The sequence below is a fragment of the Haloechinothrix sp. LS1_15 genome (genome assembly GCF_033042135.1).
Taxonomy (GTDB): domain Bacteria; phylum Actinomycetota; class Actinomycetes; order Mycobacteriales; family Pseudonocardiaceae; genus Haloechinothrix.
This window is the reverse complement of the sequence record NZ_WBXM01000001.1, coordinates 435,421-449,757: the sequence shown is the minus strand read 5'-3', so window position 1 is coordinate 449,757 and position 14,337 is coordinate 435,421. Positions and strand designations below refer to the sequence as shown.

Below are 14,337 nucleotides of genomic sequence, written 5' to 3'. Positions count from 1 at the left end.
ATAGGGAGCTCCCTTCAGTCCGTGCTGTGCGGAACTCCCCCTCTGTCATGAACCTGAGAGCTTCACCTGCGGCGCCGCTACCCGGCATGGCCGGTACGGATCACGCCGTCGAGGCTTGCACCGTGGGTGAGGCGCGCGACGCGCCTGCTTTCCAGAGTGGCCTGGCCCGAAGCGGTATCGGGTGCCTGAGAGTTTGGTGGGGAAACTTGCTCCTTCGGCGCCCCGCCTGATCGGCGAGAACTCTCCCGCTCCGGCTCGTACGGCCCTGGTATCCAGTTGTGGTCGATCACTAACTTACGCGCTCACCACAACGCAGTCCACCGCGATCCCGCCATTCGTTGGTTGGGACACACCCGGCCGCGCACGTCACGCGAGCGTGCCACCCCTGCGTGGCGCGTGTCACTCGCGCCGGGAACGCACGATCCAGGCGACCGCCAGCCCCACCGCGGCAGCCACCACGAGGACGGCCAGCGCCGGCAGCGCACGCTTGAGCACCGGGGTGCCGGCGACCTCCAGCAGGTTGATCGGCTCGGTCTCGTCCTGCCCGCCGCCCGCCTGCCCAGCGGCATGGGACGCGCCGGCGGCGCCACTGCCGACAGCGCCCGCGGCGCCGCCGTGTGAGCCGGTCGCGGTGCCGGGTCCCTCGGAGGCGCCGCCGAGGCGTTGCCCGAGGCAGTCCGCGAAGTCACCGAGCAACCTGCCGCCGACCTCGGAGATCATGCCGCGGCCGAACTGGGCGGGCCTGCCGGTGACGGTCAGATCGGTGGCGACGGTGCCCCTGGTCTCGCCGTCAACGTCACTGCCCTCGGTGAGGGTCACGGCGACCTCGGCCGAGGCGGTGCCCGCGCCACGGGTGTCCTTGCCGGAGGCTTTGATCACGAGCCGCCGTGCTGCCTCGTCTTTGTCCGTGAACGCACCCGTGCCCTTGTACTGCAGCGAGACCGGTCCCAGCTTGACCTTCATGGTCGCGCTGAACTCGTCACCGTCGACGCCGGTGAGCGTGGCCCCCGGCATGCACGGTGCCACCCGCTCTGGATCGAGCAGCGCCTGCCAAACCTCGTCGACCGGCGCGGGCACGGTGAACTCGTGGTCAAGCCGCACAGGCGGCCCTCCTTCCTGCGTGGGTGGGGGAGCTGAACGTGACATTCAGCGCTCTAGACGGCACGGACGTCACGTTCAGCTCCCCTCGAGTCAGCTACCTGCCGCCGCGCTGATCGCGCGGGAGGTGAGCACCTTGGCGAGGTGCCTGCGGTAGGCGACATCGGCATTGGCATCCGCCGTAGGGCTGGTGCCTTCCACCGCGTGCTCGGCGGCGTCCCTGATCGCCTCCGGAGTGGCCTCCCGCCCGACGAGTGCCTGCTCGACAGCGCGTGCCCGCACCGGAACCGAGGACATGTTCGTCAGCCCCACGCGGGCTTCGGCGATCATGTGGCCCTCGGTACGCACCGCGGCGGCCACCCCCACGATCGACCACGCCTGAGCGACGCGGTTGAACTTCTCGTAGTGGGCGTGCCAACCGGTGTACTTCGGTACCCGAACCTCGCACAGCAGTTCGTCGGCGGCCATCGCCGTGGTGAAGTAGTCCACGAAGAACTCCGCGGCCGGAATCGTCCGCCTGCCCCGCGGCCCAGCGACGACCATCTCAGCGTCCAGCGCCAGCACCGGTGCGGCCAGGTCACCTGCCGGGTCCGCGTGCGCCAGCGACCCGCCGAAGGTGCCGCGATGCCGCACCTGCGGGTCGGCCACCGTGTCAGTGGCCATCACGAGCAGCTTGGCGTGCTCGCCGATCAGCGGATCACGTTGCACCTCGTAGTGGGTGGTCATCGCCCCGATGACGAGCATGCCACCGTCTTCGCGGACACCACGCAGCTCGCTGATCCTGCCCAGATCGACCAGCTTGGCAGGCGCTGCCAGGCGCATCCGCAGCACCGGAAGCAGGCTGTGCCCGCCAGCCAGGATGGAGACTTCGTCGTCGGATTCGGCCAGGATCCGCACTGCCTCGTCGACCGTGGTCGGCGCCTCGTAGTCGAACGCTGCCGGGATCATCGCTCACCTCCGTGGATGGCCTGCCATACCCGCATCGGGGTGCACGGCATCTGGATGTCGGTAACACCCCTGTGTCGCACTGCGTCCACAATGGCGTTCACAACGGCCGGGGTGGAGGCGATGGTGCCCGCCTCACCGACCCCCTTGACGCCGAGCGGGTTGGTCGTTGCCGGTGTCTCGGTGCGGTCGGTGATAAACGACGGCAGGTCGGCCGCCGACGGCACCAGGTAATCCGCCAGCGTCCCGCTGGCCAGCGTTCCCGACTCGTCGTAGGTGGCTTCCTCGAACAGTGCCTGGGCGATACCCTGCGCCAGGCCGCCCTGAACCTGCCCCTCCACGATCATCGGGTTGACCACGTTGCCCACGTCGTCGACACAGACGTACGAGCGCAGCCGTACCCGGCCGGTCTCGGTGTCCACTTCGGCCGCGCACAGGTGGGTGCCGTGTGGGAAGGAGAAGTTCTCCGGGTCGAACGTCGCCTCCGAGTCCAGCGACGGCTCCACTCCCTCGGGCAGGTCGTGCGCGGCGAACACCGCCTGCGCCACTTCCTGGATGGTGGTGGCGGTGCCGGTGCCCCGCACGGTGAACCGACCGTCGGCGAACTCCACGTCGTCCTCGGCACATTCCATCATGTGCGCGGCGACCTTGCGTGCCTTGGCGATCACCTTGTCCGCCGCCTGCAGCACAGCCATGGCACCCACGGTCAACGACCGCGAACCGTACGTGTCCATACCTTTCGGCGAGGACTGGGTGTCCCCGTGCAGGATCTCGATGTGCTCGAACGGCACCCCGAGCCGATCGGCGACGATCTGGCTCCACGCCGTCTCGTGCCCCTGACCATGCGGGGAGCTGCCGGTGATCACCTCGACCTTGCCGGTGGGCAGCATCCGGATCGCGCCGTGCTCCCAGCCGCCCGCGCCGTAGGACAGCGAGCCGAGCACCCGGGAGGGCGCGAGCCCGCACATCTCGGTGTAAGTGGAGATACCGATGCCGAGCTGCACCGCGTCACCACGCCGCCGCCGCTCGGCCTGCTCGGCCCGCAGCGCGTCGTAGCCGAACAGCTCCTTGGCGCGCTCGGTGGCCGCCTCGTAGTTGCCCGAGTCGTAGGTAAGCGTGGATACCGTGGTGTACGGGAACTCGTCGTGGGCGATCCAGTTGCGCTCCCGCACCGCCATCGGATCCATGCCCAGCTCGGCGGCCAGCTCGTCCATCATCCGCTCGATCGCGAACGTGGCCTCCGGCCTGCCCGCGCCGCGGTAGGCGTCGGTCGGTGTCTTGTTGGTGAACACGTTGGTGCAGGAGAAGTGGTACGCCGGGATCTTGTAGATGGCGTTGAACATGAACGCGCCGAGGATCGGCACGCCGGGCGTGACCAGCCGAAGGTACGCGCCCATATCGGCGTACAGCTTCACCTTCAGACCGGTGACCGTGCCGTCCCGCCGCGCCGCGATGGTGAGGTGCTGGATCTGGTCACGGCCGTGATGCGCCGAGGTCAGCGACTCCGAACGCGATTCGGTGTACTTCACCGGCCTACCCAGCTTGCGCGCGATCAGGAACGTCATCACTTCCTCGGGCGTGACCTGGAGCTTGCCGCCGAAGCCGCCGCCGACATCGGGGGCGATGACCCGGACCTTGTGCTCGGGAACTCCGGTGGTCATCGCGAGCATCACGCGCAGGATGTGCGGCACCTGAGTGGCCGACCACATCGTGGTCTGCTCCCCGGTGGGGTCGACGACCACCGAGCGCGGCTCCATGAAAGCCGGGATGAGCCGCTGCTGGCGGAACGTCCGTTCCACGACCACCTCGGCGCCGGAGATCGCCTCGTCCGCGCTGCCGCCGGTTCCGGCGGCAGCCGAGTCGAACTCCCAGGTGGCACTGGCATTGCTGCCCAGGTCCGGGTGCACCAGGTCAGCCCCGTCGGCCAGCGCCTGCTCCATGTCAAGCACCACAGGAAGATCCTCGTAGTCGACCTCGATCGCTTCGAGCGCGTCGTAGGCCTCGGCCGCCGACCGTGCCACGACGGCGGCCACCGCTTCACCGGCGAAGTTCACCCCGTCGACAGCCATCGACGGCGCGTTCGGCGCCTTCATGTCCTCGGTGATCGGCCACGCGCACGGCAGGCTGCCCTGCTCGTCGGCGAGGTCGGCGCCGGTGACCACGGCTTCGACCCCGGACATCTCCCGCGCCGCGCTGGCGTCGATCCGCGCGATCCGTGCGTGCGCCATCGGGCTACGCAGGATCGCCATGTGCATCATTCCGGGGAGGGTGATGTTGTCGGTCCACCGGGTACGCCCGGTGATCAACCGCGCGTCCTCCTTACGGAGCCGCGCTTGCCCGACCTCACCTCCCATTCGAGAGTCGGCGGTCGCGGTCATGAGTGCCGTACCTCCGCCCGTGTCTCGCTGGTCATCGCGGTCTCGTCGGCCACCCGCTCGGCCTCGGGGCCCGCGCCGGGCCGCATCCGGTGCGCCGCGTCGCGCACCGCGCGCACGATGTTCTGGTATCCGGTGCAGCGGCAGAGGTTGCCTTCCAGGCCCTCGCGCACGGTCTCCTCGTCCGGGTCGCCGTTCTCGGCGAGCAGGTCGATCGACTGCATGATCATCCCCGGAGTACAGAAACCGCATTGCAGAGCGTGGTTGTCGTGGAATGCTTCCTGCACGGGATGCATCCGGCCATCACGGGCAAGCCCCTCGATCGTGGTGATCTCGCTGCCGTCCGCCTGAACGGCGAGCACCGAGCAGGACTTCACACTGTGCCCATCCATGTGGACGGTGCACGCACCGCAGTTGCTGGTGTCGCAACCGACGACGGTGCCGACCTTGCCGAGCCGCTCACGCAGGTACTGGACGAGCAACACCCGCGGCTCGACCTCGTCCGTGTACTGGGTTCCATCAACGGTGACGGTGATGCGCATGGGCCTCCAACTCCTTCACTCGGCAACGCCCGGCGGGCCGGATCGAGCTCGTCGGGTCGGAATCAGCAGGCCACCCAGATCGTGGCCGCCATCACACTACGAGGGTCCTCCCTCCGAGAGCCGCGTACAAGACCTACTGGCACGATTAACCGTTCGGGACTAATCAAGATCCCGGCCGCGCCACCCGACCACCCCGGGATGCCTGGCTCGCCCCGTTACCGGTCGGCTCCGGACCGTCACCCTGGGACGACGGATCTCGCGAAACGACTGCGCGGCCACCGGAGTGTGGACTAGATTGCGCGGTATGACCACTCCGCGAGACCCGCAGGATCCACAGGACCCCTGGAACCAGCAGCACCAACGGCCCGACCTGCCGCCTGCACCGCAGGCCAACCCCGGCGAGTACCAGGCTCTGCCGCGCCCGAAATCGGTGGACACCGCGTTCACGGCGTGGCTGGTTGGCGTGGCACTGGTGGTCGTCCAGACGCTGCTGACCCCCTTGGTGAGCGAGGACCTGATGGACGAGCTGGGGGCGCCGGAGGGATTCGCCATGGAAGGCGCCGCCGGGGCTGGCGAGACGGCCGGCCTGATCCTGACCCTGGTACTCGCGGCGATCTTCGCGGTGTTCGCCTACCTGATGCGCGGTGGCGCGAACTGGGCTCGCATCGTGCTCACCGTGCTTGGCGGCCTCGGGCTGCTGTTCGGGCTGTTCGGGTTGATCACGCTGCAGGTTTATTTCGCGATCGGGTTCCTCGGATCGCTGATCGGTGTCATGTCGCTCGCCCAGCTCGCGGTGACCATCGTGGCGATCGTGTTCATGTACCGGACCGACGCCAACGATTACTTCCGGTACAGCTGAAACCGGGAGGAACGGGACAACGGAACCGAACACAGGAACTGGGGGTGCTGTGACGACAGCGGCCAGTGCGTCCACTACTTCCGCTGCGCCTACTGCGGGGCACCGTGTCGAGGTATCCGGCCTCACCAAGGTCTTCGGCAGGGTGAAGGCCGTGAACGAGCTGAGCTTCACCGTGGAGCCCGGCACTGTGACCGGATTCCTCGGGCCGAACGGCGCGGGCAAGACCACGACGCTGCGCTGCCTGCTCGGGTTGATCAGCCCGAGCGACGGCACCGCGACCATCGGCGGCAGCCGCTACGCCGAGCTGGCAGCACCCACCCACACGGTCGGTGCGATGCTGGAAGCCTCCAGCTTCCACCCGCGGCGCACCGGCCGCGATCACCTCCGGGTGTACTGCCGGGCGGCGGGCATCGCACACTCACGTGCCGACGAGGTACTCGAGCTGGTGGGACTCGCCGCCGCGGCAGGGCGCAAGGCCGGGCAGTACTCGCTCGGCATGCGGCAGCGACTCGGGCTGGCCGCGGCCCTGCTCGGCGACCCGCCGGTACTGATCCTGGACGAACCTGCCAACGGGCTCGACCCGGAGGGCATCGCGTGGATGCGGCAGTTGCTCCGGCAACTCGCCGAGCAGGGCCGAACCGTGCTGGTATCCAGTCACCTGCTGCGGGAGATGCAGCAGATCGCCGACGACGTGGTGATTATCAATCGCGGCAGGCTGGTCAAGCAGGGGCAACTGGCCGAGCTCGCCAGGGAGCACCGGCACGCGGTGCGGGTGAGCAGCCCCGAGGCCGAGCGGCTGGCGAACGCCCTTGATGCCCACGCCGCCGTCGAGCGACTCGACGGCGAACGGCTCCGGGTGACCGGGGTGGACACGGCCACCGTCGGGCACCTCGCGTTCACTAACGGTGTGGAGCTGCACGAGCTGACCGCCGAGGCCAGCGACCTCGAGCAGATCTTCTTCACGCTTACCGAGAACGAAGCCGGAGATACCGGCACCGGTACTGGTGACGCGGAGCCTGCCCCGAGCCAGGCGGGAGGTCAGCCATGATCCGACTGGTCAGGGCCGAGTTCGACAAACTGTTCACCACCAAGCTGTGGCTGGGGTTGACGCTCGGCGGCTTGGCGCTGGCGAGCGCGTTCCTGGCGATCACTATCGGCCTCGACGGGATGGCCGAGAATCCCAACCCGCCCGTGTCGACCCCAGAGGGACAGCGCAACCTGTTCGCCACGGCCACCGGGGCGAGCACCTTCGCGCTGCTGCTCGGGATCATCGCGGTGACCGGCGAGTTCCGCCACCAGACCGCCACCCCGACCTTCCTGGCCACCCCGCGACGGGACCGGGTCATCGCGGCCAAGCTGGTCGCCTACGCGGTGGTCGGTGTCGTGTTCGGCGCACTGACCCTGCTCGTCGCGATCGCGATCGCCGCACCGTGGCTCGCGGCGATCGACACCGAGCTCTCGCTGACCCAGCACGGCGTACCAGGCACCATGGCCGGAGTGATCGCGGCCGTCGCGCTGTACACGCTGCTGGGGGTCGGTATCGGCGCGCTGGTGAGAAACCAGATCGCCGCGGTGGTCGGGGCGCTGGTGTACCTGTTCGTCATCGAGGCGTTCGTGCGGGGTCTGCCGGTGGTGCGCGACTACTACCCGTACTCCCCTGGTGGGGCAAGCGAGGCGCTCACTGCCACAACCGACCCGGTGATCGAGCACGTGCAGCCGTGGCAGGGCGGTCTGCTGCTGGCCGGCTACGCGCTGGTCTTCTGCGCGCTGGGAAGCTGGCTGTCGGTGCGCCGCGACATCGCGTGAGGGTGATCATCTTCACCGTACACAGCGCCGAGCGGGGGTTGTACGGTCGCCGTATGACCTCGCGATCGACCCGCCCGACCGGGCTGGGCCCTGGCCTGCCCGACGATCCCGCCCGCGCCACGGTCGACCGGCTGCTGGCCGCGCCGGAGCAGCACGGCCTGGCCTCGCGCGAGTTGCGCGGCAGTGGTGTCGCCGTGGTCCGCGGGTTCGACCGTGACAGCCGCGAGTTCCGCACCATGATCGCCACGGCCGTGCGCGAGCACGGCTGGTGGGTAACCGACCTGGCGGCGGCGCCTTCATTCGGGGCGATCCCCGACTCCGGCGACATTCGGCTCGTGGTGGCCGCCCGCGCGTCGGTGCTGCCGCTGGCCCGGCGCTGCGCCGCGCACTGGCAGGCCACCTTGCTCGACCCGAGTGGGGACGGCGGTGACGGCGGCGGTCACGAGCCCGCGCTCGTCGTGGATGTCGCCTACGCAGCGTCCGATACGGAGCCGGAACAACCGGCCGGTTACCGGACGACCGCTCGCGATGCGGTAGCGACCCGGCTCGCGATCTCCGGCCCGGTGAGCTACCGGATCGGCGCGGCGACCGCCGGGACAGCCGACACGCTAGCCGTGGAGCCGGTGGCCAACGGCAGCCTCGTGGAGACTGGCACCGACGGTCTCGGCACCAACCTGCGCATCGCCACCGGTGAGGTCACCGTGGAGCTCGACACCGCAACCGAGGCCACCCTCGACGGCCATCCACAGCTGCTTCCCGATGGTCAGTACACTGTGTCACTGCACGCGCACGCCTACCGCCGGCTGGAGCCCGAGGTCCCCGTGATTCCCGCCCGCTGACCCGACGACAGCAAGCAGGGCGGCAGCCGGGCGAGCCCGCCAGCCGGTCGGCCCGACCGCAGCGAGGACGGCAGATGCCGCGACACAGGGCACTGTCCAGGGAGCAGGGCGGGCGGACGCCCGGCGAACGGGCGCTCGCGGCAGGCGCGCTGCTCCCGATCGGCGTGGTGGCGCTCGCGCTGCTACTTGCCTGGCACGCGGGGGTGTTCGACGGCGAGCTGCATGACCTGCAGGTGTACCGGTTCGCGGTCGAGGCCTGGCGCGGGGGCGAGGACATCTACGGCCTGCTGCCGCCGACCAGCGCGGGAAACCACCTGCCGTTCCTCTACCCGCCCTTCGCGGTCGCGGTGTTCGCCCCTCTCGCGATGCTGCCGTGGGCTCAGGCGGTGGCCACGATCTTCGCGGTCAACGTGGTGTGCGTGGTGGCCACGCTCTACGTGGTGGCCCGGCGGGTCTGGCCGGACCTGGAGGTGCGGGCAGCGCTGGTGGTCGCCGCGGCCGCGCTCCCGCCCGCGCTGCTGCTCGAACCGCTCCGCGAGACGTTCACGTTCGGGCAGGTCAACCTGCTGCTGATGGGGCTGGTCGCGGTGGACTGCCTGGCCCGCGAACCCTGGTGGCCACGCGGGATCGGGGTGGGGTTGGCCGCGGCCATCAAGCTGACCCCCGCGGCATTCCTGCTGTTCTTCCTGCTCCGCAAGGACGCCCGCGCGTCGCTGGTCGCGGTGGCCACCATGGTGCTGGCCACCGCTGCCGGTTTCCTGGTCGATGCCGGGGCCTCGCTACGGTACTGGGGCGACGGCGCCGCGGCCACCTCGGGTTTCAGCGGCTCGCCGTTTCTGACCAACCAGACCGTCGAGGCGAGCCTGGCGCGCTACGACCTGGCCGAGCCCGCGCACACGTTGCTGTGGCTGCTGCTGGTCGCGGTGCTGCTGGCCGCGGTGGTCCTCGCAATGCGCCGGTCACCGCCGGAGCTGGCGCTGCTGCTCAACGCCGCGCTGGCGCTGCTGGCCTCGCCGACCTCCTGGTCGCATCACTGGGTGTGGGTCGCGCCTGCGGTCCTGGTCATGGCAGGCTACGCGGGCCGGTGGTGGCAGCGCGACAGCGTAGCTGCGCTACCGTGGTTGCTGGCCGCGACGGCCACCGCCACGCTATTCGTTCTCGGCCCGTTCCACCGGGTGCCCGGTGGTGACGATGCCGAGCTGGAGTGGACGCTCGCCGAGCAGCTCCTCGGTAACTCCTACACCTGGTTCACGGCGGCCCTGGTGATCGGCTATGCGGTGGCTCGAGCCCTGCGGGCCGGTAGCCGGACAGCCGGTTAGCGACGCGCTCGATCCGTTGCCGCGCCTCCACCCGCGCGATCCAACTCTCCGGCAGCGCCGCGACACCGTTGCGCGCGCCGGACAGCGCACCGGCCATCGCGGCGATCGTGTCGGTGTCGCCACCGGCCCGGATCGCGTAACGGACGGTGGCGACCGGGTCGTCCGGGGTGGTAAGGAAGGCCAGCAGCGCCAGCGGCACCGAGCCGAGCGCGGAGACGTCGTTACCGAGCGCCCTGGCCGCGTGCTCGGGGGGTGCCCCGGTCAGCAACAACTCGCCGATCCGGTCGAGCTTCTCGTGCCATTCCCGGGACCGCACCACCCTGGCCAGATCCTGCCGGAACTGGTCGGCGTCCAGCACCAGCGGCGCCGGGTCCCGCTCCAGCGCCAGGTAGCTCGCCGCGGCCTGCAGCTCGGCGCCGCGCTGGCCGTGTTCGTGGGCGTGGGTGAGCACCGCCTGGCGCCGCCCCAGCTCGGCAGCCAGGTGCAGCCCGTTGCCCGCGATCGCGACGGGAGCGGCCCGCATCGCCCCGCCGTTACCGTACGAGCCCGCGCCGCCGAACAGCGAGTAGGTGGCCTCCCGCCACGGCGCTCCTTCGCAGATGAGCTTGAAGATCAAGGCCGCACCCGAGCCGTAACCGCGCCACGGTTCACCGCGCCACGCGGCGGCGAACTCCCGCGCCAGCGCATCCTCGTCCAACGGGTCGGCCACCGCCGCACGGCCCGCGACGCGATCGGCGATGTGCTCGGCGAGCACCAGCGTGAGCGCGGTGTCGTCGGTGTGCACCAGTACCTCCGCCGAGGCCAACGGTGCGGTCGCCGCGTCGACCTCCGAGCCGTCGACGAAGGGCCGTCCCTCGAAGGCCGCGCCGAAGGCGTCGCCGAGCGCGGTGCCGAGCAGCAGGCCGAGGATCCGCTGCTCCCGACCGGTCATTCCTAGTTCACCTCGGGGTGAATCCGTCCACTCAGTTCGCTGAGCCTGCGGCCACTGCCGCCCCAGCGAAGGCCGATGATCTCTGCCGCGATGGAGACCGCGGTCTCCTCCGGGGTACGCGCACCAAGATCGAGCCCAATCGGTGAGGCCAGCCGCGCCAGCTCCCCGTCGGTCAGGCCCGCCGCCCGCAACCGCTCCACACGGTCGGCATGGGTGCGCCGGGATCCCATGGCGCCCACATAACCCAGTTTGGCACGCAGTGCCACCTCCAGCACCGGAACATCGAACTTGGGATCGTGGGTGAGCACCGCCACCGCGGTACGCTCATCCACCGCTTGCTGCTCCACCTGGGCGGACAGGTATCGGTGCGGCCAATCGACCACCACCTCGTGCGCCTCGGGGAACCGCGCCGTCGTGGCGAACACGGGCCGCGCGTCACACACCGTCACCCGGTAGCCGAGGAAGGCGCCGACGCGCGCCATCGCGCGCGCAAAATCGATCGCGCCGAACACCAGCAGGCGCGGCGCGGGTTCGAAGGAGTTGACGAACACGGTCATCCCCTCGCCCCGCCGCTGCCCATCGGGACCGTAGTGAAGGGTGCCGCTGCGGCCGTTGGCCAGGAGGCCACGTGCGTCGTCGCCGACCGCGTCGTCGGCACGCGCCGAGCCGAGGGAACCGTCGGCTCCCTGCGGCCAGACCACCATGCGGGCGCCCACACGGTCGGGATCGGGATGCTCGATCACGGTGGCCACCGCGACGGCGTGCTCTCCTGCCACCGAGTCGCACAGCTCGGCGTAGCCGGGAAACTCGCTCGCGGTGAATCGCTCCACGAAGATGTCGATGGTTCCACCGCAGGTCAGACCGACCGAGAACGCGTCGTCGTCGGAGACGCCGTACCGCTGCAGCGCGGGCCGCCCGTCGGCAAGCACCTGCTGTGCCACCTCGTAGACCGCGCCCTCGACGCAGCCGCCGGAGACACTGCCCGCGACGGTGCCGTCCTCGGTGACCAGCATCGCCGCACCCGCCGACCGTGGAGCCGACGAGAACGTCGCCACGACAGTACCGACCGCGACCGACTCGCCCGCGGCCAGGCGCTGACTGAGCTGGTCAAGTACGTCGCGCATCGCGGATCTCCTCAACGAGTCGATCGAGTGTGGCCAGGCTGTGCCCGGCCAGCAACCTGTCCACATGCGGCAGGGCGGCCGCCATCCCGCCTTGCACCGGCGCGTAGCCGTCCTTACCGGCGTGCGGATTGACCCACAGCACCGCGTGGGCGAGCCTACGTAGCCGCGCCACCTGCTCGCCGAGCGTGGCAGCGTCCCCCCGTTCCCAGCCGTCGGAGAAGACGACCGCGACCGACTGCCGGGCCACGCCACGTTGTCCCCAGCGGTCGAGGAAGGTCCGCAGGGTATCCCCCAGCCGGGTGCCTCCTGCGAAGTCCTCCACCGAACGGTTGGCGGCGGCCAGCGCGCGCTCGGGGTCGCGTTGCCGCAGTTGGCGGGATACGCGGGTGAGCCGGGTGCCGAGGGTGAACGCCTCTACGGCACCCGGGGTGCGGCGGGCCGTCGCGTGCGCGAACCGCAGCAGCGCGTCCGCGTAGGGCCGCATGGAACCGGAGATGTCGATCAGCAGCACGACCCTGCGGGGCCGTACGGCGTGCCCGCGGCGGGCCAACCGCAGTGGTTCGCCCCCTGTTGACAGCATGGCCCGCACCGTCCTGCGGGGATCGAGCGATCCGCGCCGGGCAGGCCGCAGCCGCAGCGAGCGGCGCATCGGCGGGGCAGGCCGCAACAGCGCCAGCATCCGGCGCAGGTGCTCCCGCTCGGCTTCGGTCAGCTCGCCGATATCGCGCCTGCGCAGCACTTCGGTGTCGCTGGCTGCCACGGCGTGTGCTCCGGGTTCGATCTCCGGCTCCTCCGGCTTGCCGGTACCGGTCCCGCCAAGCGGCACGAGCTCGGCATGCCGGGGCTCCTGGCGGCTGGCCCGCACCGAGCGAGCGGTGTCGGGGCCGAACCAGCGGGCGAACACGGCGTCGTAGGTGTCGAACTCGTCCGGGTTCGAACACAGCGTGGCCCGGCCTGCCCAGTACACCTGCTCGACATCGACGGCGTCCACGGCGCGCACCGCTGCGAGGTACGCGGCGGCGGCATCGGTTCCCACCGGTAGCCCCGCGCGGGCCAACGCGCGGGTGAACCCGACGAGCCCCGGCAGCACATCCGGCTGCGCGCGGTGCCCGTCGCGGTCACCGCCCCTTCCGGCACGGATGGTGGGTATGTGGGAGGCGTTCGACCGGGCCATGGCTACCCCGCGAGCAACGTGTCGATGCCTGCCGACCGCAAGCGGTCGGCGTCCTCCCGGTATTTCAGTACGGCGCCGAGGCTGCGCGTGGCGGTCTCGGCGTCCAGCACGCTGCAGTCGAGCGCCTGCAGCGCCCTTGCCCAGTCCAGCGATTCCGCTACCCCCGGCGGTTTCAGTAGCTCCATGCTCCTGATGCGCTGTACCGCGGTGGCGACCTGTCTCGCGAGGTCGTCACTGATGCCGGGCAGTCTGCTCCGCAGGATCGCGATCTCCCTGCTCAGCTCGGGATGCTCCAGCCAGTGGTAGAGGCAGCGCCGCTTCAGCGCGTCGTGCACTTCCCTCGTGCGGTTCGAGGTCAGCACCGCCAGCGGTGGCACCTCGGCGCGGATCTCACCGAGTTCGGGGATGGTGACTGCGTTCTCGTCGAGCAGCTGGAGCAGGAAAGCCTCGAACTCGTCGTCCGCCCTGTCGATCTCGTCGACCAGCAGCACACACGGCGCCTCGGTGAGCGCCCGAAGCAACGGACGTTCCAGCAGGAAGCGGCGCGTGTAGATCGACTGCTCGGCAGCATCGGCGTCGAGGCCCGTGTCGGTTGCCGCTTCCAGCGCGCGCAGGTGCAGCAGCTGCCTGGCGAAGTCCCACTCGTACAGCGCCTGCGTGGCGTCGATGCCCTCGTGGCACTGCAGCCGGATCAGTGGCAGCCCGAGCCCCTCGGCCAGCGCCGCGGCCAGCGAGGTCTTGCCGGTGCCCGGCTCGCCCTCGCAGAACAGCGGGCGTGCCATGGTGCGGGCCAGGAACGCGGCGGTGGCCAGCCCGGTATCCGGCAGGTAGCCGGTGCGTTCGAGCGCGGCCGCGAGCTCCTCCGGCGTGCTCGGCGCTGCTGTATCGACGGTCACACCATGAGCCTAGCCCGGCACGCCCGGGGTACACACTTGTCCGCGCCGTCCAACAGCGGCCGGGCCGCGTTGTCGGAACTGACGAACGCCGGTGACCCCCGGCCGTACCGGGACCAGCTCACCCGCACGGGAGGGTCGTTACGCGGCGGCCGTGCCCGTCAGCTCGTACCCGGCGTCCGCGACGGCCACGCGCACCGACTCCTCCGGCAGCGGCTGCTCACTGCTCACCGTCACCGCGCCCGACTCGACATCCACCGCGATCTCGGTGACGCCCGTGAGCGCACCGACCTCGTCGCGGACCGCCTGCGCGCAATGCCCGCAGGACATCCCGCTGACGGTGTAGGTCGTGGTGTGGCCGGCGCCTGTGCTGTTCTCGGTCATCGCAACGGCTCCTTTCCCGATGCTCACCCATACGTCGTGACGCCCACC

Annotated in this window: 14 protein-coding genes and 1 riboswitch; of the genes, 5 read left to right on the top strand and 9 right to left on the bottom strand. The window is 70.3% G+C overall.

What is annotated here, in order from left to right; genetic code table 11:
• Positions 1 to 162: 162 nt before the first annotated feature.
• Positions 163 to 258, bottom strand: a riboswitch (glycine riboswitch).
• A 141-nt stretch (positions 259 to 399) separates the two neighbouring features.
• The 4 genes from F8178_RS02150 to F8178_RS02135 form a co-directional block, all read right to left on the bottom strand.
• Positions 400 to 1,101 (bottom strand): SRPBCC family protein, encoded by a 702-nt coding sequence (locus F8178_RS02150; protein ID WP_317492877.1) that lies wholly within the window; start codon positions 1,099 to 1,101, stop codon positions 400 to 402.
• 90 nt (positions 1,102 to 1,191) lie between these two features.
• Positions 1,192 to 2,046, bottom strand: coding sequence for a xanthine dehydrogenase family protein subunit M (locus tag F8178_RS02145; protein WP_317492876.1), 855 nt, complete (start codon positions 2,044 to 2,046; stop codon positions 1,192 to 1,194).
• Positions 2,043 to 4,421, bottom strand: coding sequence for a xanthine dehydrogenase family protein molybdopterin-binding subunit (locus tag F8178_RS02140; protein WP_317492875.1), 2,379 nt, complete (start codon positions 4,419 to 4,421; stop codon positions 2,043 to 2,045). Before F8178_RS02140 ends, F8178_RS02145 begins: the two co-directional genes overlap by 4 nt.
• A complete protein-coding gene (locus F8178_RS02135) occupies positions 4,418 to 4,960 on the bottom strand; it encodes a 2Fe-2S iron-sulfur cluster-binding protein (protein ID WP_317492874.1) in 543 nt (180 codons plus the stop codon). The genes F8178_RS02140 and F8178_RS02135 overlap by 4 nt, the downstream gene beginning before the upstream one ends.
• A 304-nt stretch (positions 4,961 to 5,264) precedes the next feature.
• On the opposite strand from F8178_RS02135, the gene F8178_RS02130 reads away from it, so the two are divergent.
• The 5 genes from F8178_RS02130 (at position 5,265) to F8178_RS02110 (ending at position 9,783) form a co-directional block, all read left to right on the top strand.
• A complete protein-coding gene (locus tag F8178_RS02130; protein WP_317492873.1) occupies positions 5,265 to 5,819 on the top strand; it encodes a hypothetical protein in 555 nt (184 codons plus the stop codon).
• A 151-nt stretch (positions 5,820 to 5,970) separates the two neighbouring features.
• Positions 5,971 to 6,867 (top strand): ABC transporter ATP-binding protein, encoded by an 897-nt coding sequence (locus tag F8178_RS02125; RefSeq protein ID WP_317492872.1) that lies wholly within the window; start codon positions 5,971 to 5,973, stop codon positions 6,865 to 6,867.
• The gene (locus F8178_RS02120) at positions 6,864 to 7,625 is read left to right on the top strand and encodes a hypothetical protein (protein ID WP_317492871.1); all 762 of its coding nucleotides are present in this window, start codon (positions 6,864 to 6,866) and stop codon (positions 7,623 to 7,625) included. The genes F8178_RS02125 and F8178_RS02120 overlap by 4 nt, the downstream gene beginning before the upstream one ends.
• A 53-nt stretch (positions 7,626 to 7,678) precedes the next feature.
• Complete coding sequence (locus tag F8178_RS02115) at positions 7,679 to 8,464, top strand: hypothetical protein (protein WP_317492870.1); 786 nt, start codon at positions 7,679 to 7,681, stop codon at positions 8,462 to 8,464.
• A gap of 74 nt (positions 8,465 to 8,538) precedes the next feature.
• Positions 8,539 to 9,783, top strand: a complete 1,245-nt coding sequence (locus F8178_RS02110; RefSeq protein WP_317492869.1) for a glycosyltransferase family 87 protein — start codon at positions 8,539 to 8,541, stop codon at positions 9,781 to 9,783.
• On the opposite strand, the gene F8178_RS02105 is transcribed toward F8178_RS02110, so the two are convergent.
• The 5 genes from F8178_RS02105 to F8178_RS02085 form a co-directional block, all read right to left on the bottom strand.
• Positions 9,713 to 10,714 carry an ADP-ribosylglycohydrolase family protein gene (locus F8178_RS02105; RefSeq protein WP_317492868.1) on the bottom strand — a complete coding sequence of 334 codons (1,002 nt, stop codon included), beginning with the start codon at positions 10,712 to 10,714 and terminating at the stop codon, positions 9,713 to 9,715. The two genes, F8178_RS02110 and F8178_RS02105, sit on opposite strands and share 71 nt — an antisense overlap.
• Positions 10,715 to 10,716: 2 nt before the next feature.
• Positions 10,717 to 11,838: an XdhC/CoxI family protein gene (locus F8178_RS02100; protein ID WP_317492867.1), complete on the bottom strand. Its 1,122-nt coding sequence runs from the start codon at positions 11,836 to 11,838 to the stop codon at positions 10,717 to 10,719.
• Positions 11,822 to 13,012, bottom strand: coding sequence for a VWA domain-containing protein (locus tag F8178_RS02095; protein ID WP_317492865.1), 1,191 nt, complete (start codon positions 13,010 to 13,012; stop codon positions 11,822 to 11,824). The genes F8178_RS02100 and F8178_RS02095 overlap by 17 nt, the downstream gene beginning before the upstream one ends.
• Positions 13,013 to 13,014: 2 nt before the next feature.
• On the bottom strand, positions 13,015 to 13,908 hold the full coding sequence (locus tag F8178_RS02090; RefSeq protein WP_317492864.1) for a MoxR family ATPase: 894 nt from the start codon (positions 13,906 to 13,908) through the stop codon (positions 13,015 to 13,017).
• Positions 13,909 to 14,046: 138 nt separating this feature from the next.
• The gene (locus F8178_RS02085; RefSeq protein ID WP_317492863.1) at positions 14,047 to 14,289 is read right to left on the bottom strand and encodes a heavy-metal-associated domain-containing protein; all 243 of its coding nucleotides are present in this window, start codon (positions 14,287 to 14,289) and stop codon (positions 14,047 to 14,049) included.
• Between the last annotated feature and the right edge of the window lie 48 nt (positions 14,290 to 14,337).